Below are 17,434 nucleotides of genomic sequence, written 5' to 3' on the forward strand. Positions count from 1 at the left end.
CGCAGCGTTGTCTCACATCCGGATGCCGCAACCAGCGCGCGGCATCCCGCACATCCTGCAATGATCAGTCAGGACGCACGTCGACGCGCACGCGGATACGGTCGCCCGGGTTGTAATCGCTACGCGTGTGATAGGTGCGCCCGGCGTATTCGTACGTCACGTCGTAGCCTTCCACACGGTCGCGTTCGCGGCGGTAGGACACCGGCTCGCAAACCCTGACATTGCCCTGGTAATTGCGGTTGTTGGCTTCGTAGATCGAGCGCCCCGCCGCGACACCGGCCATGGTGCCGACGGCAGTACCCACCAGGCGACCATTGCCGCCGCCGATCTGGCTGCCGAGCACCGCGCCGGCGATACCACCGATGACACTGGCCACACTACGATTGGAGACGCCGGCCTGGCCGTAGTTGCCACCATCACGGTGATAGCCATCGTTGCTGGTGTAGTAACCGTCGGCAGGACGGTTATAGCACTGTTCGCTGGTGCGTTCGTTATAGGAATCGGACACGATGATCGGGTCCACACGCACCACCCGCGCGTATTCGTAACGACCGTCCTCGTAGCCGCTGCGGCCATTGTCGCGGTAGCCGCCGTCATAGCGCTGCGCCGTGGCACTGCCCGCCACGACCAGACCCATCACCAGAGCACCAAGCACGAGAGTTTTCATTGCGGCAGCTTCATAGGGAGGACACGCTGCCGATGCTCGGCTTGCCGCAGTGAAACCGCCCTGAACCAAACCGACCCTCCAAAGCCCTATTCAGGTTGCCGCCAGCTGCACGCGCCGGGCGCGTGCAGCGGCGTTGGTGTCAGCTGGATAACTCGGTTTCCAGGCTGACCGGCACCGCGCTCAGCGCCTTGGACACCGGGCAATTCTTCTTGGCGGTATCGGCCAGCTCGCGGAACTTGGCTTCATCGATGCCCGGCACCACGGCGGTGAGCTTGAGGCGAATCTGCGACAGCTGCGGGCCGCCTTCCATCGACAGATCCACGTCGGCGCGGGTGTCCAGCGAGGTCGGCGGAAAGCCGGCTTCGGTCAACTGCGCCGACAGCGCCATGGTGAAACAGCCGGCATGCGCGGCGGCGATGAGTTCTTCCGGATTGGTGCCCTTTTCGTCGCCGAAGCGGCTGCTGAAGGCGTAGCGGGTGTTGTCCATCAAGCCGCTCTGCGGCGTGCTGAGCTGGCCCTTGCCGGTCTTGAGGTCGCCTTCCCAGTGAGCGGTGGCGTGACGTGAAATACCCATTGCGATCTCCTGCGCTGAAAGGAGCGGTCACGATAGGTGAGTGGGTGTTAGCTGGTGGTGCGGGGAGTCGGGAATCGGGAATCGGGAATCGTAAGAGCGGATCGCGGGCGCGGCCGGCGGCAAGCGGCTGTCTGTTTGCACGTGCGGAGTTAGCATGGGACACAAGCGCGCAGCGGAACCTGTGGTGCGTCCAGCAATAAGCGCCCGCGCCTTGGCAATCGAAGATCGCACATCGAAGGCGACCGCGCGGCAGCTGCGCGGTCGCATTACCGCTCTTAGCCGAGCAGGGTTTCCAGCACGGCCATGCGCACCGCGACGCCGTTGGCGACCTGGCGCAACACGCAGGACTGCGCACCGTCGGCGACGTCATCGGTGATTTCCACACCGCGGTTGATCGGGCCCGGATGCAGCACCGCGGCGTCGCGGCCGGCGCGCGCCAGGCGTTCGCGGGTGAGCCCGTAGTCGCTGTGGTATTGCTCCAGCGACGGTACCAGGCCCTCTTCCATACGCTCGCGCTGCAGGCGCAGCATCATCAGCGCATCGGCGCCTTCGAGCATGGCGTCGAAATCCTGGCCGACCACGCAGCCCTCCAGCATGTCGTCGTCGGGCAGCAGGCTGGCCGGGCCGCACACGCGGATTTCGCCGGCGCCCAGCGTGCGCAGCGCATGCAGGTCCGAGCGCGCAACGCGCGAATGCTTCACGTCGCCGACGATGACCACCTTGAGCTTGGAAAAATCGGTGCCCTTGGCCTGACGCAGGGTGAGCATGTCGAGCAGGCCCTGGGTGGGATGCGCGCTACGTCCGTCGCCGGCATTGATCAACGCAGTACCCTCGCCGGCGGCCGCGGCCAGCGCTTCCACCGCGCCATCGTCGGGGTGACGCACCACAAAGCCGCGCACGCCCATCGCTTCGAGATTCTTCAGCGTGTCGCGCGCGGTTTCGCCCTTGCGCGTGGATGAGGTGGAGGCATCGAAATTGAGCACGTCTGCGCCCAGCCGCTGCGCGGCCAGATGGAACGAACTGCGGGTACGCGTGGAGGGTTCGAAGAACAGCGTACACACCGCGGTGCCTGCCAGCACGCTGCGCTTGCCCACGCGCCCTACCGCCGCGTCGCGGATCTGGCCGGCGCGGTCGAGCAATTGCAGCAGCGTGGTGCGCGGCAGTCCTTCCAGGGTGAGCAGGTGGCGCAGGCGTCCGTCCGAATCGAGTTGCATGGTGGTCATCGCAGGTCGGGAGTCAAGGAAGAAGGGTGGCTTGGTCGGGCGCGGCCAACCAGCGTTCGACGATCACCGCAGCGGCCATCGCATCCAGCGCTTCGGCATCGCGGCGGCGTTTGCGCCCATCGGCGCGCGCGCGCGCGAAACGCTGCGCGGCCTCGACCGAACTGGAGCGCTCATCGATCAGCACGACCGGCAGCGCATAGCGCTCGCGCAATTGGCGTGCAAATGCATGCGCACGCTTGCGTGCGGGTTGATCCTTGTCGTCCAGCGTCAACGGGTCGCCGATCACCAGGCCGTCCGGGCGCCATTCCTTGTGCACGCGATCCAGCGCGACCCAGTCCGGGCCGCTGGCATGCACAGGGATGACGGCAACCGCACGCGCGCCGGCACCGAGCGCGGTTCCGACCGCCACGCCGATACGGCGCGACCCCACGTCGAAGCCCAGCACCGTGCCGTCGGAGCGGATCGCGCCCGCCTCAGGCATGCCCGGAATAATCCGTGAGCCGGAACAGATCCACGCCGATACGCCCGGCAGCGGTCCGCCAGCGATCTTCCAGCGCGGTGGCGAACAGCACGTTGGCATCCGACGGCGCGGTGAGCCAGCTGTTTTCGCCCAGTTCGAATTCCAGCTGGCCCGCGCCCCAGCCCGCGCATCCCAATGCCACCAGCGCGTTGCGCGGGCCGTTACCGGCCGCCATCGCCTCGAGAATGTCGCGCGAAGTGGTCAGGAACACGCCCTGCCCCACTTCCAGGCTGGAATCCCATTCGCGCGCATCGTCGTGGATCACAAAGCCACGCTCCGGGTGCACCGGCCCGCCGCTGAGCACGATCTGCTCGCGCAAGAGCTCATCGTCGGTGTCGATGCCCATCTGCGAGAGCACCTCGCCCAAGGTGTATTCGGAGGGCCGGTTGACCAGCACGCCCATGGCGCCGTTCTCGTCGTGCTGACAGATCAGCGCGACGCTGCGCGAAAAGGTAGGGTCGGACAGCGCCGGAAGCGCAATCAGCAGTTGGTTGGCCAGAGGCGTGGGCAAAACAGACATAGGCGCATTCTAGCCGTTCGCTTCGCCGCGCGCAGAGCCGCTGCCATACTGGGCGGCCTTGCTGGTCGCCGGCAGCGATCGATGCGCCGATGCAGCGCGGATCTGCCGTTGCCCCCACCGACACTGACCGACGCGTTCAGCTTGATCGCCGGGTGCGCCGCGCCGCGCCGACGAACGGCGCAGCTGCGCAGACGGCGTCCCCTTCAATGCGTCAGCCACGCTGTGGCCCCGATGCTGCGGCATCCGGCATGCAGTTCGACTTCACCTGCCCCACCACCACAGGCACCTACATGAGCTGTTACTGCAGCATCGCACCGGGTCATCCGGTCCATGGCCACTACCACGATCACGAATACGGCTTTCCGCAGCGCGACGAACGCGAACTGTTCGAGCGGCTGGTGCTGGAGATCAACCAGGCCGGACTGAGCTGGGAAACCATCCTGCGCAAGCGCGGCAATTTCCAGCGGGCGTATGACGGCTTCGACGTGGACACCGTTGCAGCGTACGGCGATGCCGACATCGCCCGATTGATGGGCGATGCCGGCATCATCCGTAATCGTCTCAAGGTGCTGGCGGCGATCCACAACGCGCAGGTCATCCAGGCCCTGCGCGCAGCACATGGCAGCTTTGCCAAATGGCTGGATGCCCACCACCCGCTCGACAAGGCGGCCTGGATCAAGCTGTTCAAGAAAACGTTCCGCTTCACCGGCGGCGAAATCACCGGCGAGTTCCTGATGAGCCTGGGCTACCTGCCCGGCGCGCATCATGCCGGCTGCCCGGTCTTTGCGCAGATAAGGGCACTGGCGCCGCCGTGGATGCAGGCGCAGCGGCCCGCGAAAACGCGTACGGTCCAGCGCGGCTAGACACCTCTTGCAGGTGCCGCGCGAACTGCTCGCGCCATGACGATTCGCATTGGCATTTCCGGCTGGCGGTACGCACGCTGGCGCGGCACGTTTTATCCGGCCGGCCTGGCGCAGCGGCGCGAACTCAAGTACGCCGAACTGCTGGATGCATTTTTAAGCAGCTGCCGCGCGACAGCGAGGCGGCATTGGCGCAGGCGCGCAAACGCGACATCGCGCTGATGCAGGGCCGCAGCGCACTGGCCATCGATCGCCAGCGGCCGATCCGTCACGCATTGGAAGTGCGTCACGACAGCTTCTGCGACCCGGCCTGCCTGCGACTACTGCGGCGTCACACTGTCGCCATGGTGGTGGCCGATACCGCGGGGAAATTTCCGTACCTTGAAGACGTCAGCGCCGATTTCGTCCATCTGCGCCTGCATGGCGATGCGCAGTTGTATGCCAGCGGCTACAGCGACAGCGCACTGGATCGCTGGGCGGCACGCATCGCCGCCTGGGCCAGCGGCGGCGAACCGGACGATGCGGCGCGTGTCGGCGCACGCGCACGCAAGCGCAGCACGCGGGATGTGTACTGCCACTTCGACAACGACATGAAGGTGCAAGCACCGTTCGACGCACGCGGGTTGCTGCAACGGCTGGATCTACCGACCAACTGCCCGGCACGCGCAGATGTCGGCTGAGGCGGCAGACGTCACGCGCCCCGTACCGCCCGTGGTGCGGCGGGCGTAGTCAGCACCGAAGCTGCAAGCCCCCCACATCGATTCAGCGCAGGACACGCGTCAGCGTCGCTCGCCACTTCACACCGGCGCAGATCACACGCCCATGTACCGATGCGGGCGGTGATTGAACATCAGCACCAGACTGAGCATCAGCGCGCCGAGGGCCGAATACAGCACCTTGTCCGGGGTCAGCACGAAGAAGGCGACCAGCATCAGCATCGCATCGAAACTCATCTGCACCTTGCCGGCGCTCCAGCCGCGCTCGCGCTGCAGGTACACCGCCAGAATGCCGATGCCGCCCAGGCTGCCGCGATGGCGAATGAAGAACAGAATGCCCAACCCCGCCAACGTACCGCCGACGATCGCCGAAAACAGCGTTTCGATGTGCGCATACTCAGCCCAGCGCGGCAGCAGATCGGTGAGCGCCCCGCAGGCACCCACCGCCGCAAAGGTCTTCAAGGTGAATTCCCAGCCCATGCGGCGCACGCTCAGCCAGTAGAACGGCAGATTGACCAGCACGAACACCAGACCGAAATTCCAGTGCAGCGCGTAATGCAGCAGGAAGGCCACGCCGGCCATGCCGCCGATCATCAAGCCGCCCTTGGCGAAGATGGCCAGGCCAAGCGATGCGACCAGGGTCGCCAGCACCATGCCTTGCACATCCTCGGCCACCGAATGATGGAAGGCGTGCTCGGCGGCGGCAGTGCCGGCCGAATCCGGCGGCGGCGTCAACGGGCCGGATGTGACCACGGCGCCATCGTCGGGCAACGGCGCTTGCTCCGGACGGAGATCGGAATCGGGAAGGCTCACGGATGGGGAACTGCAATGGGGTGCGGATATTAGACACTAACGGCTGACGCGGTTACATGTGAAACCGCAGCGCGCCAATGCGCAGCGCAGCCGGCCTTCAGTCAACGGCCGCGCTGCGTGTCGACCAACCGCACGCCCAGCGCCTGGTTCGACAGCGCGACACCAGCGCGACTGGCTCGCCCGTTTACGCATCTCCCGATCAAATCTCGCCCCGCTGCGGGCAGCGGTTGGACGCTTTAACTAACGCACATCCCTGCGTAATTGCCGCTGTCCTTATCGAACCTCGGCAATCTCCACGCCATCCAGCCCCTGTGCCAGGGTCTTGGCATCGCCACCCTGGGAGAGCTTGATGCGCAAGCGCACTTCGTTCTGCGAGTCGGCGTAGCGCAGCGCGTCTTCGTAGCTGATTTCACCGGCCTGGTAGAGCTCGAACAGGCTCTGGTCGAAAGTGCGCATGCCCAGGTTGGTGGACTCCTTCATGACATCCTTGAGCTTGTGGATCTCGCCGTCGCGGATGTAATCCTGCACCAGCGGGGTGCCCAACATGATTTCCATCGCCACGCGGCGGCTGCGCCCGTCCGGGGTCGGAATCAGTTGCTGCGCAACCACGCCCTTGAGGTTCAGCGACAAGTCCATCAACAGCTGGTTGCGGCGATCTTCCGGGAAGAAGTTGATGATGCGGTCCATCGCCTGGTTGGCATTGTTGGCGTGCAGGGTGCACAGCACCAGGTGGCCGGTTTCGGCAAAGGCCACGGCGTGATCCATGCCTTCGCGGGTGCGCACCTCGCCGATCATGATCACGTCCGGCGCCTGGCGCAGGGTGTTTTTCAGCGCATTTTCCCAGCTATCGGTATCGATGCCGACTTCGCGCTGGGTGATGATGCAGCCTTCGTGCTTGTGCACGAATTCGATCGGATCTTCGATGGTGATGATGTGCCCGGTCGAATTCTGGTTGCGGTAACCGATCATCGCCGCCAGCGAGGTCGACTTACCGGTACCGGTGGCACCGACGAAGATGATGATGCCGCGCTTGGTCATCGCCAGCGTCTTGATCACCGGCGGCAGGCTCAGCTCGTCCACGGTGGGGATGCGCGTTTCGATCCGGCGCAGCACCATGCCCACCTGATTGCGCTGATAAAAGCAGCTCACACGAAAACGCCCGACCCCGGACACGCCGATGGCGAAGTTGCATTCGTGGGTCTTTTCGAATTCCTCGCGCTGCGACGGCGTCATCACGTTCAACACCAGGTCGCGGCTCTGCTGCGCCGTCAGCGGTGTCTGGGTGATCGGGCTGATCTTGCCATTCACCTTGATTGCCGGCGGCATGCCCGAAGTGATGAACAGATCCGACGCCTTCTGATGCGCCATCAGCTTGAGGAAGGAGGTGAAGTCGATGGTGCTCATGGCGTGCTCCTCTGGAGCAGGGATTCGGGAGTGGAGATTCGGGAGTGGCAAGAGCGGGGTCCGGCACGGGAAATCGCCGTTGCGAATCCCCAATCCCGAATCCCAAATCCCGGCTACTCGAATATCCGCTTGTCCTTGGCGTATTCGCGCGCCTGGTGGCGCGTGATCAGGCTGCGCTTGACCAGGTCCTGCAGATGCTGGTCCAGCGTCTGCATGCCGTACTGCTGGCCTGTCTGGATCGACGAATACATCTGCGCCACCTTGTCCTCGCGGATCAGGTTGCGGATCGCCGGGGTGCCGACCATGATTTCCCACGCGGCGGTGCGACCGCCGCCGACCTTCTTCAGCAGCGCCTGCGAAATCACCGCGCGCAGGGATTCGGACAGCATCGAGCGCACCATCGGCTTTTCGCCGGCCGGGAACACGTCGATGATGCGGTCGATGGTCTTGGCCGCCGAGCTGGTATGCAAGGTACCGAACACCAAATGGCCGGTTTCCGCGGCGGTCAGCGCCAGGCGGATGGTTTCCAGGTCGCGCAATTCGCCGACCAGAATGATGTCCGGGTCTTCGCGCAACGCCGAGCGCAGCGCTTCGTTGAAGCCGTGCGTGTCGCGGTGCACTTCGCGCTGGTTGATCAGGCACTTCTGCGAGGTGTGCACGAATTCGATCGGGTCCTCGACAGTGAGGATGTGGCCGTATTCGTTCTTGTTGATGTAGTCGATCATGCCGGCCAGCGTGGTCGACTTGCCCGACCCGGTCGGGCCGGTCACCAGGATCAGGCCCTGCGGCTGGTCGATCAACTGGCGGAAGATCGGCGGGCAGCCCAGGTCTTCCAGCGTCAGCACTTCGGAGGGAATGGTGCGGAACACCGCACCGGCGCCGCGGTTCTGGTTGAACGCATTGACGCGGAAACGCGCCAGCGAGGGAATCTCGAACGAGAAGTCGACCTCGAGGAATTCCTCGTAATCGCGCCGCTGCTTGTCGGACATGATGTCGTAGACCAGCGCATGCACCTGCTTGTGGTCCAACGCCGGAATATTTATGCGGCGGACATCGCCATCGACACGGATCATTGGCGGCAGCCCTGCAGACAGGTGCAGGTCCGATGCCTTGTTCTTGACAGAAAACGCCAATAGTTCAGCGATATCCATGCGCTGCTTTTCCCCTAGGCTGCGATTGGAAGGTACTCCCCGACCAGCAGTATAGCGTTCTGGCTGCTGGCGGGAAGCGGCCTGGGCCGGTTCAGGCCGGCAGCGACGCGTCTGGCTGAAACTGTTGCCTTATGCCCTGGCGCCTGCCCGGGGGCAGCGGTTTGCGCTGGCATAGCCCGTCGTGCGCAGGGTCCCGATCAGCCTTGAGGAGCTGGTCGCCGGCCGTGCCTCCAGACACGACGCCGTCATCGCCGCAGCGCTGGCGTCGACGCAGGCAGCCGGCACGCCGCCAACTGGAAGGAAGCGTCGGCGGGCGGCACTATAGCGCTCCCGCCCTCCTCCGGAATGCCACGTGCCGGCTTCGTCGTTGCAGCAGATTCTCGATGCCATCCACTCCGCCGCTGGCGCGCACGCGCGTACCGACGTGCGCCTGCTGGCGGTGTCCAAGACCAGGCCAGCCGATGCCGTTGCCGCGCTGGCCGTACAGGGCCAGCGTGCATTCGGCGAAAACTACGTGCAGGAAGCCGACGCCAAGATCGCCGAATTGCGTGCGCTGGGGCTGGAATGGCATCTGATCGGCCACCTGCAATCCAACAAAGCCGAATTGGCCAGCCAGTGCTTCGATTGGGTGCAAACGGTGGACCGCGCCAAATTGATCCCGCTGCTGGCACGCCACCGTCCGGACGACCGCGCGCCGTTGAATGTGCTGATCCAGGTCAACATCGACGACGAGCACAGCAAGCACGGGTGCGCGCCGGAGGCGATCGACAGCCTGGCCGACGCCATCGCGCTGCAGCCGCGCTTACAGCTGCGCGGGCTGATGGCGATTCCCGCGCCTTTCCCGGACCAGGCACGGCGCACCGCCGCGTTTACGCGCATGCAGGCACTGTTCGAGCAGCTCAACACCCGTCATCGGCAGGTGGACACCTTGTCGATGGGCATGAGCTCGGATTTTGCCGAAGCGATCGCGGCCGGTGCGACGATGGTGCGCGTGGGCACGGCCTTGTTCGGCGCGCGCGATGCAGCGCCGGCAGCCTCGGCCTGAGCGCCGCGCGGCTCCACCGTCGCCCGCTCTTGATAGTCGACCCCTCTTACTAAAGGTGCAGCAATGACCACACCTGCTTTGTCCACGTCCTCGTCTTCCGGCACCGCGCTGATCGCCTTCGTCGGCGGCGGCAACATGGCGCGCAGCCTGATTGCCGGGCTGATCCGGCAAGGGACGCCGGCTGCCAGCATCCGCGTGGCCGAGCCGGTGGCCGAGCTGCGCGACGCGCTGGCGCGCGACTTCGGGGTACAGGCGGTGGACGATGCGCGCGCTGCGGTCGACGCTGCCGCAACCTGGGTGCTGGCGGTCAAACCGCAGGTCTTGCCAACGGTGTGCGCGCAACTGGCCGACCTTGCGCAGGCACAGCAACCACTGCTGGTTTCCATCGCTGCCGGCATCACCGCCACGCAACTGCAGCGCTGGTCGGGCGGCGATATTGCCGTGGTCCGCGCCATGCCCAACACGCCCGCCCTGCTCGGTGCCGGCGTCACCGGGCTGTATGCCAATGCGCGCGTTTCCGATGCGCAACGCCTGCAGGCGACCCGACTGCTGGACAGCGCCGGCGTCACCGTGTGGATCGACGACGAAGCGCAGATGGATGCGGTGACCGCAGTTTCCGGCAGCGGCCCGGCGTATGTCTTTTTATTGGCCGAAGCCATGGAAGCGGCCGCGCAAACGCAGGGCCTGCCCGCCGAGACCGCGCGCACGCTGGTGCTGCAAACGCTGCTCGGCGCCGCACGCATGCTCACCGAAGCCGGCGAAGCGCCGGAGCTGCTCCGTCGCCGCGTGACCTCACCCAACGGCACCACCGACGCCGCCATCGAGACATTCCAGGCCGGCGGCCTCGAAGCGCTTGTCGCCAAGGCAATCGCCGTCGCTACCGAACGCGGCCGCAGCTTGTCGGCTGCCAATGATTAGTTGAACGCTGCGAAACCTGCAACGTCCGGCCCTGCACGGCGCGCGCGGCAAGACGATGACCGAACGTACTGGCCGCCTAAAGACGCGTCGGTGCCTGTCATCCACGCAGGGTCGGCATAGAGCTAAGAGAGGCGACCTCCCTGCCAAGCGCCGAAGCCGGCCCATTTCCGCTTACAAAAAGTGCGCACGCGTTGCAATCGATGTCAGTCGTGTCGACGGTATGTCGTCCTGGTTTGTGCATTACTGCGAAAACCTCGCTGCATCTTCTGCCGGCAACAGCACGAGATCTGCGCCGTGCGGAATTTCATCGCGCAAACGATCTGCTGCTATGCGTCAGACACATCGCGATCACCGGCATTGCGCACGCAAGGCGAAGCGTTTTGTCGGTCTTCCAGGCCGCTAGTGAACGAATCCACCTCGAAAGACGCTTTTTTCGGGTTGTTTCATCGTTTGCCTATTGGCGCCGCGCAGCAGTTGCCCTACATTTCGCGTTGCCGACTGGGTCGGCAGACCCAACACCACCAACGAATACGGAACACATAACTCATGGCAAAAACCGCCGCTAAGAAGGCTGCCCCCAAAAAGGCAGTGAAAAAGGTCGCCGCGACCAAGACCGCAAAGCCGGCCAAGGCCGCTGCTGCCAAGTCCGCTGCCCCGAAGCCGATCAAGGAAGCACTGAGCAAGACCGGCCTGGTCGCGCACATTGCCGAAACCACCCAACTGGCTCCGAAGGACGTGCGCGCTGTGCTGGCGTCGCTGGAAGCCACTGCACATGCATCGCTGAGCAAGAAGGGCGCCGGCAGCTTCACCCTGCCAGGCATGCTCAAGCTGACCACCGTCCACGTGCCGGCCAAGCCGAAGCGCAAGGGCATCAACCCCTTCACCAAGGAAGAGCAGACCTTTGCTGCCAAGCCTGCCACCACCAAGCTCAAGGCTCGCCCGCTCAAGAAGTTGAAGGACGCCGCGCTCTAATCGAGCCAGCATCCGGTGTCACGAAGGCGGCCTGCGGGCCGTCTTTTTTTTGCCGCTGCGTTGCCGTGTGCAGCACATACCGCTCATCGTCACTGCCCTATCCTGCAGGCTGGTTCGCATTCTGCAGGTGCCTGTGATCGATCCGTCAAACACCCCGCCATTGTCGCCACGCGCGGCCGCCACACGCAGCCCCGCACGCCGGGTGCGCAGCGTCGTGGTGTCGGGTGCGCTGCTGTGCGCTCTGGCGGTGGCCGCGCGCTGGGCCTGGCAACTGCCGATCGCCGATCAGCTGCGCACCAGCTGGGAGCTGTCGCAGATGCCGCCGCCTGCGCAGTTGCATCTTCCCGTGGCAGGCGTGCGTGCGCGGCAGATTGCCGACACCTTTGGCGCACCGCGCGGCCGCGACCGCACGCATGCAGGCGTGGACATCTTCGCGCCACGTGGCACACCGGTGCTGGCAGCAACACGCGGTGTGGTCAGCGCCATCCGCGACCAGGGATTGGGCGGCAAACAGGTCTGGCTGCTGGGTCCGGCGATGGAGCGGCATTACTACGCGCACTTGGACGATTGGGCCGCCGGCCTAGAAGTAGGCGATGTGGTCGAGCCCGGCACCGCGCTCGGCATGGTCGGCACCACCGGCAATGCACGCGGCACGCCGCCGCACCTGCACTACGGTGTCTATGGGCGCAACGGTGCGTACGATCCGCTGCCGCTATTACGCAAACCCGCGCCACCGCCAGCAAACTGAGCACGCTGGAACACTGCGTCATGGCCCGCCCTATCGAGGCGCTTGCGTCCTGCGCCTATGGTGGACCCAGCCCAGAACGACGCGACCCACATGTCCCGCAACCGCTATCGCATCACGGTCACGCCCATCGAAAACGACGGCCGCCCCTGTGACGACCGCTGCACCATCGAATTCGAACAACGCTCGCGCGCCGACTGGATGCGGCTGCTCGAAGAGTTGCACCTGCGCCGCGACCTGAGCAGCGACGAATGTGCGGCACTGACCGTGGGTTCGCAGTTGCTGGAAGACCTGGCGGCCCGCCCGCGTACGCAGCCCAGCGAGGCCCTCGACGCGCTGCGTCCCAAACTGCAGTTGCTGCTGGAACGCCTGCAGCGCGTGCAGCCGGCCACCGGCGCCTGAAGAGCGCCTGGCTGCACACAACCGCTACACTGCGCGCCTCGGGGATGGGGATGCATCATGCGCTGGATTGGAATGGTCGTTGTGGCAGCTGCCTTCACAGGCTGTAGTTGTCAGCGCACTGCAGACCCGCAGAACACCCAAGCAAAAGCGTCGCAGACTGCCCCGACAGTGCAACCGGCGGCCACGACTGCGGCCGACAACCCGCCCGCATCCTTGGCAACGACGGCTGACCCAAACGATGCCATCGCGCGGGCCAACTTCGCCGAAGCAAACGCCACCGTCCAGCGTTACCTCGGCGCACTCCCTGGGGCAGCGCGCGCGGACGCCGATGCACTGTGGACCGGCGGGCGCCCCTCCCCGGTGCCGGACGACGCGGCGTTGCGCGCCATCGGCAATATCCAGTCGATGCGCATCACTAACGACCCGCCCATTGCGCTCGATCAGGCACATCCGCCGCAGCGGATCGAGGTGCCGGTGCAACTGATCGTGCGCACCACCACCGGCACGCAGCGCCTGGTTGGTGCGTATCGGCTGCAGCCGCGCGCCGGCGGCACTGGCTGGGAAATCTATTCGGCCACGCTGCAACCGGTATTGCGCTAACCCGTGGTTCACCGGCACCGACTAAGGTGATGACACCTGTTGCCGGAGTCACCCGATGAAACTGCGTTCGCTTGCCGGATCCATGCTCGCCATCGCCTTGGCAATGCCTGTCACCAGCGCCTGGGCTGCGCCGCAGATCCAGGGGAAACAGATCAGCGTGCAGGCCAGCGATCTGCAGCAGTATCTGGGCGGCCGCTTCCCGCAGACACACGACACGCTGGGAGGATTGATCGCAATGACCGTCAGCAACCCGGCGCTGTCGTTGCCGCCAGGCGATCGGCTCAAGATGGCGTTCGATCTTGCTGTCGCAACCGCAGGCGGCGCTCCCGCACCGGTCGGCAACGTGACCTTGACCAGCGCACTTCGTTACGACGTGGCAAAGCAAGGCTTTTACCTCGACCAGCCCAGCATCGATGATTTCCGCCCGGCCAACGCCGGTGCAAAGCTCGACCACAGCACGCGCGAGCTGCTCAATACCTGGCTGGCCGATTACGCGCGCGAGGAGCCGATCTATCGGATCGACCCGGCAATCGCTGCGGTCATGGGCGCAGTGCAGGTGGAATCGGTCGGCATCCAGAACGGGCGGGTTGCGGTCAACTTCAATCAGAACATCGAGCAGATGGTGCCGGCCGCAGTGCTATCGGGGAAGTAACTCGCGCCGGTTGTGCAGCATTGCCGGGAACGTCCTACGTACCGGCACTGCCCCGCAAAAAAGGCCCGACGCATGGCGCCGGGCCTTTTCTGTTGAACGATTCCAGCGGCGATCAAACACCTAGCCAGCAGTCGTCAGGTAGCGCCGACACCACTCCCGAACCGCTGTGCATGAGTGTTCTCTGTGGACTCCAAGAACTGACCGCGCCTGCACTGCGATGCGTGCGCAGCGGTTTGTCTGCTGCGTTTCCTGGCGACATCTACGGTTATGCAGACAAGGCTTTGGCCACTGCAGCGGCGAATGCAGGAATGTCGTCCGGCTTGCGGCTGGTGATCAACTGACCATCGACAACCACCTCGGCGTCCTGCCAACGCGCGCCAGCGTTGATCAGGTCGGTCTTGACCGACGGCCATGAAGTGACGTTGCGGCCGCGAACCAACCCGCTTTCAAGCAAGAGCCACGGCCCGTGGCAGATCGCCGCGACCGGCTTTTGTGCCTGTGCAAATGCACCAATGAACGCGATTGCCTGCGCGTCGATACGCAGCGTGTCGGGGTTGAGCACCCCGCCCGGTAGCACCAGCGCGTCGTAGCCATCCCCGGTTGCCTGACCCAGCTGCCGATCGACCGCCACCGAATCGCCCCAATCGGTGTGATTCCAGGCACGGATCGTCGCGCAATCGCCCGGCGCGACCACCTCGACCTTGGCGCCCCAGGACTCCAGCAGGCGCTTTGGCTCGGTCAATTCGGACTGCTCGAAGCCATCGGTGGCGAGCACGGCGACGGTCTTGCCGGAGAGTGAATAAGACATGGCGGGCTCCTGGTAAAAAGAAGCCCACACCGTAGAAAGCGCACCGTTGCGCACCTGTGAACCGATGTATGCAGCGTGTCAGCGCGCACGCCAGCCTGCATGCTCAGCGCTTGGGCTGCAGCATCGTGCCAGTGCAATTCTTCGAGCCGCAACGGCACTCCCAGATCTTCTTCAGGCGCGGTGTATGGCGCTCGCCCAGGGTGATGCCGTAGTTATAGGTGAGTTCTTCACCGGCCTTGATGGCGCGCTTGGCTTCGATAAAGATCTTGTCCTTGCTGCGATCGTCGCCTTCGGCTTCTTCGATCACCGCTTCGCAATTCGGGTTGCAGCTGTGGTTGATCCAGCGCGCGACATTGCCTTCGTAGTTGGCATCCAGCACGTAGTCGTCGCTGAGCGTGAACAGGAAGGTGTGTCCGCTTTCCACGTCACCGGTGTCGTCGGCATCCACTTCGGCATGCGTGCGCAGGCGTCCCTTGTATTGAATGATGCGCTCGCCCTTGCGGAGCGGGGCGAGGGCGAACATGCCATTGCCGTGGATACGTGACTTGCGGGCGGCAACTTTGCGCGACATGTAAGGGTCCAGTGATGGGGCCGCTCATTGTGACCGCAGCGCGCCGATGCGCCAAGCACAAGCGCAGCGCATGCCGCAATGGGCCACGCTTGCCGGCGGCTGAACCGGGCGGTTGGCCCTGCCCCGCGGTAAAGAGTACAATTTCGGTCCGCTTTCGGATTTCGCCTTTGCATGTTGCGCGTCACCAAACTCACCGATTACGCCACTGTCGTGCTGACCGTCCTGGCGGCACGCTGCGGCCAGGTGCTCAGCGCAAGCGAGCTGGCCGAGCAGGCCGGCCTGGAAGCACCGACCGTCAGCAAGATTCTCAAGCCGTTGTCACAGGCAGGCCTAGTCGAAGGCTTGCGCGGCGTGCACGGCGGCTACCGGCTTGCCCGCGCCGCCAGCGACATCACCCTGGTGGAGATCGTCGAAGCGATGGAAGGCCCGTTGGCGATCACCGAATGCAGCCAGGACCATAGCCAGTGCGGCATCGCGCAACGCTGCGGCGTGCGCTCGAACTGGCGCCTGATCAACGACGTAGTCGGCGACGCCCTGCGTCGCGTCACGCTCGCGCAGATGTTGCAGCCCCTCTCTCTCCCTGGCGATAGCCGTCGGCGTTCCATCGCCGCACGCGTCGCGACCACCTGACCTGTAGGCAGCCCGATGGCCACCGAACTTGCTCCTCCGCAAAATGCCGAGATTCTCGAACGGCTGGGTCGACGTTACGACGCCGGCTTCATCACCGACATCGAATCCGACTCGCTCCCGCCCGGTCTGGACGAAGACGTCATCCGTGCGTTGTCGGCCAAGAAAGACGAACCGCAATGGATGACCGACTGGCGTCTGGAGGCCTATCGCCATTGGCTGAAGATGCCGATGCCGGAATGGGCGAAATTGAAGGTCTCGCCGATCGACTTCCAGGCATTGAGCTATTACTCCGCGCCCAAGGGCCCGAAGTACGCCTCGCTGGATGACGTGCCCAAGGAACTGCTGGACACCTACGACAAGCTGGGGGTGCCGTTGCATGAGCGCGCCCGGCTGGCCGGCGTGGCCGTGGATGCGGTGTTCGATTCGGTCTCGGTCGGCACCACGTTCCGCAAGGAACTGGCCGAAAAGGGCGTGATCTTCTGCTCGATGTCCGAGGCCATCAAGGAGCACCCGGAGATCGTCAAGCAATATCTGGGCAGCGTGGTGCCGGTGGGCGACAACTATTTCGCCGCGCTCAATTCGGCGGTGTTCTCCGACGGCAGCTTCGTGTTCATCCCCAAGGGCGTGCGTTGCCCGATGGAATTGAGCACCTATTTCCGCATCAACGCCGGCCACACCGGCCAGTTCGAGCGCACCTTGATCGTGTGCGAAGACAAGGCGTACGTGTCGTATCTGGAAGGCTGCACCGCGCCGATGCGCGATGAAAACCAGCTGCATGCGGCCGTGGTGGAACTGGTGACGCTGGAAGATGCCGAAATCAAGTATTCGACCGTACAGAACTGGTACCCGGGCGACGAGAATGGTGTTGGCGGCATCTACAACTTCGTCACCAAGCGTGCCGAATGCCGTGGCGCGCGCAGCAAGGTGACCTGGACCCAGGTCGAAACCGGCTCGGCGATCACCTGGAAGTACCCGTCGTGCGTGTTGATTGGCGACGATTCGGTGGGCGAGTTCCACTCGGTGGCACTCACCCATCATCGTCAGCAGGCCGATACCGGCACCAAGATGATCCACATCGGCAAGCGCACCAAGAGCAAGATCGTCAGCAAGGGCATCAGCGCCGGGCATGGGCAAAATACCTATCGCGGTCTGGTCAAGGTGGACCGCAATGCCGATGGCGCACGCAACTACACCCAGTGCGATTCGCTGTTGATCGGCAAGCAGTGCGGCGCACACACCTTCCCCTATATCGAGGTGAAGAACCCCGGCGCCACCGTCGAGCACGAGGCCACCACGTCCAAGATCAGCGACGATCAGCTGTTCTATTGCCGGGCGCGCGGCATCAGCCAGGAAGACGCGGTGTCGTTGATCGTCGACGGCTTCTGCAAGCAGGTGTTCCGCGAGCTGCCGATGGAGTTCGCGGTGGAAGCCAAGAAGCTGCTGGAAGTTTCCTTAGAAGGCAGCGTCGGCTGACACCTTTCCCCTTCTCCCCTCGGGAGAAGGTGGCGCGCAGCGCCGGATGAGGGGCGCCAAGAAGATCCTCGAAAGATTGACCATGACAAACGCGTCGCCACGCGCCAGCCAGGGTGAATTGTCGAAGAGCTTCGGATGCTCACTTCAATGGCGCGTGGCGACGCGTTCAT

20 protein-coding genes and 1 pseudogene are annotated in these 17,434 nt (G+C 64.6%); 11 read left to right on the plus strand and 10 right to left on the minus strand.

What is annotated here, in order from left to right; all coding sequences use genetic code 11:
• Positions 1-64: 64 nt before the first annotated feature.
• From M3O59_RS13955 to M3O59_RS13975, 5 genes are all read right to left on the minus strand, one after another.
• A complete protein-coding gene (locus tag M3O59_RS13955; protein ID WP_147308467.1) occupies positions 65-667 on the minus strand; it encodes a glycine zipper 2TM domain-containing protein in 603 nt (200 codons plus the stop codon).
• 139 nt (positions 668-806) lie between these two features.
• Positions 807-1,241: an OsmC family protein gene (locus M3O59_RS13960; RefSeq protein ID WP_116905447.1), complete on the minus strand. Its 435-nt coding sequence runs from the start codon at positions 1,239-1,241 to the stop codon at positions 807-809.
• Positions 1,242-1,516: 275 nt separating this feature from the next.
• Positions 1,517-2,464: an aspartate carbamoyltransferase catalytic subunit gene (locus M3O59_RS13965; protein WP_064632567.1), complete on the minus strand. Its 948-nt coding sequence runs from the start codon at positions 2,462-2,464 to the stop codon at positions 1,517-1,519.
• Between the two features lie 13 nt (positions 2,465-2,477).
• Complete coding sequence (gene ruvX / locus M3O59_RS13970) at positions 2,478-2,945, minus strand: Holliday junction resolvase RuvX (RefSeq protein ID WP_064632565.1); 468 nt, start codon at positions 2,943-2,945, stop codon at positions 2,478-2,480.
• The gene (locus M3O59_RS13975; protein WP_249046901.1) at positions 2,938-3,504 is read right to left on the minus strand and encodes a YqgE/AlgH family protein; all 567 of its coding nucleotides are present in this window, start codon (positions 3,502-3,504) and stop codon (positions 2,938-2,940) included. The genes ruvX and M3O59_RS13975 overlap by 8 nt, the downstream gene beginning before the upstream one ends.
• A 290-nt stretch (positions 3,505-3,794) precedes the next feature.
• Between M3O59_RS13975 and M3O59_RS13980 the strand changes: the two genes are divergently transcribed.
• Both M3O59_RS13980 and M3O59_RS13985 read left to right on the plus strand, forming a co-directional pair.
• Positions 3,795-4,367, plus strand: coding sequence for a DNA-3-methyladenine glycosylase I (locus M3O59_RS13980; RefSeq protein ID WP_116905461.1), 573 nt, complete (start codon positions 3,795-3,797; stop codon positions 4,365-4,367).
• A gap of 36 nt (positions 4,368-4,403) precedes the next feature.
• Positions 4,404-5,044: pseudogene (locus M3O59_RS13985) on the plus strand (DUF72 domain-containing protein).
• Between the two features lie 132 nt (positions 5,045-5,176).
• Here M3O59_RS13985 and M3O59_RS13990 read toward each other — a convergent pair.
• The 3 genes from M3O59_RS13990 to M3O59_RS14000 all read right to left on the minus strand — a co-directional run bounded on the left by M3O59_RS13990 (position 5,177) and on the right by M3O59_RS14000 (position 8,448).
• Complete coding sequence (locus M3O59_RS13990) at positions 5,177-5,851, minus strand: YitT family protein (RefSeq protein WP_181920498.1); 675 nt, start codon at positions 5,849-5,851, stop codon at positions 5,177-5,179.
• 315 nt (positions 5,852-6,166) lie between these two features.
• Entirely contained in the window at positions 6,167-7,297 is a 1,131-nt protein-coding gene (locus M3O59_RS13995) for a PilT/PilU family type 4a pilus ATPase (protein ID WP_064632557.1), read from the minus strand.
• Between the two features lie 113 nt (positions 7,298-7,410).
• Positions 7,411-8,448 carry a type IV pilus twitching motility protein PilT gene (locus M3O59_RS14000; RefSeq protein ID WP_064632554.1) on the minus strand — a complete coding sequence of 346 codons (1,038 nt, stop codon included), beginning with the start codon at positions 8,446-8,448 and terminating at the stop codon, positions 7,411-7,413.
• Positions 8,449-8,800: 352 nt separating this feature from the next.
• Between M3O59_RS14000 and M3O59_RS14005 the strand changes: the two genes are divergently transcribed.
• From M3O59_RS14005 to M3O59_RS14035, 7 genes are all read left to right on the plus strand, one after another.
• Positions 8,801-9,493: a YggS family pyridoxal phosphate-dependent enzyme gene (locus M3O59_RS14005; RefSeq protein WP_116906622.1), complete on the plus strand. Its 693-nt coding sequence runs from the start codon at positions 8,801-8,803 to the stop codon at positions 9,491-9,493.
• A gap of 63 nt (positions 9,494-9,556) precedes the next feature.
• Positions 9,557-10,411 (plus strand): pyrroline-5-carboxylate reductase, encoded by an 855-nt coding sequence (proC, locus tag M3O59_RS14010; RefSeq protein ID WP_116906621.1) that lies wholly within the window; start codon positions 9,557-9,559, stop codon positions 10,409-10,411.
• Between the two features lie 546 nt (positions 10,412-10,957).
• A complete protein-coding gene (locus tag M3O59_RS14015) occupies positions 10,958-11,383 on the plus strand; it encodes an HU family DNA-binding protein (RefSeq protein ID WP_064632551.1) in 426 nt (141 codons plus the stop codon).
• A 109-nt stretch (positions 11,384-11,492) separates the two neighbouring features.
• Positions 11,493-12,131: a M23 family metallopeptidase gene (locus M3O59_RS14020; protein ID WP_064632613.1), complete on the plus strand. Its 639-nt coding sequence runs from the start codon at positions 11,493-11,495 to the stop codon at positions 12,129-12,131.
• A gap of 57 nt (positions 12,132-12,188) precedes the next feature.
• Positions 12,189-12,530: a DUF3861 domain-containing protein gene (locus M3O59_RS14025; protein ID WP_116906620.1), complete on the plus strand. Its 342-nt coding sequence runs from the start codon at positions 12,189-12,191 to the stop codon at positions 12,528-12,530.
• A 57-nt stretch (positions 12,531-12,587) separates the two neighbouring features.
• Positions 12,588-13,130, plus strand: coding sequence for a hypothetical protein (locus M3O59_RS14030; protein WP_064632548.1), 543 nt, complete (start codon positions 12,588-12,590; stop codon positions 13,128-13,130).
• 55 nt (positions 13,131-13,185) lie between these two features.
• A complete protein-coding gene (locus M3O59_RS14035; RefSeq protein WP_116906619.1) occupies positions 13,186-13,782 on the plus strand; it encodes a DUF1439 domain-containing protein in 597 nt (198 codons plus the stop codon).
• Positions 13,783-14,047: 265 nt separating this feature from the next.
• On the opposite strand, the gene M3O59_RS14040 is transcribed toward M3O59_RS14035, so the two are convergent.
• Positions 14,048-14,590, minus strand: a complete 543-nt coding sequence (locus M3O59_RS14040; RefSeq protein ID WP_116906618.1) for a type 1 glutamine amidotransferase domain-containing protein — start codon at positions 14,588-14,590, stop codon at positions 14,048-14,050.
• 103 nt (positions 14,591-14,693) lie between these two features.
• Entirely contained in the window at positions 14,694-15,161 is a 468-nt protein-coding gene (locus M3O59_RS14045; RefSeq protein ID WP_116906617.1) for an SET domain-containing protein, read from the minus strand.
• 171 nt (positions 15,162-15,332) lie between these two features.
• On the opposite strand from M3O59_RS14045, the gene M3O59_RS14050 reads away from it, so the two are divergent.
• Together M3O59_RS14050 and sufB are read left to right on the plus strand one after the other, a co-directional pair.
• Positions 15,333-15,791: an SUF system Fe-S cluster assembly regulator gene (locus M3O59_RS14050; RefSeq protein ID WP_064632540.1), complete on the plus strand. Its 459-nt coding sequence runs from the start codon at positions 15,333-15,335 to the stop codon at positions 15,789-15,791.
• Between the two features lie 15 nt (positions 15,792-15,806).
• Positions 15,807-17,264, plus strand: a complete 1,458-nt coding sequence (gene sufB / locus M3O59_RS14055; RefSeq protein WP_064632538.1) for a Fe-S cluster assembly protein SufB — start codon at positions 15,807-15,809, stop codon at positions 17,262-17,264.
• Positions 17,265-17,434 lie beyond the last annotated feature (170 nt).

Source organism: Xanthomonas nasturtii (genome assembly GCF_023337365.3).
Classification (GTDB): Bacteria; Pseudomonadota; Gammaproteobacteria; order Xanthomonadales; family Xanthomonadaceae; genus Xanthomonas; species Xanthomonas nasturtii.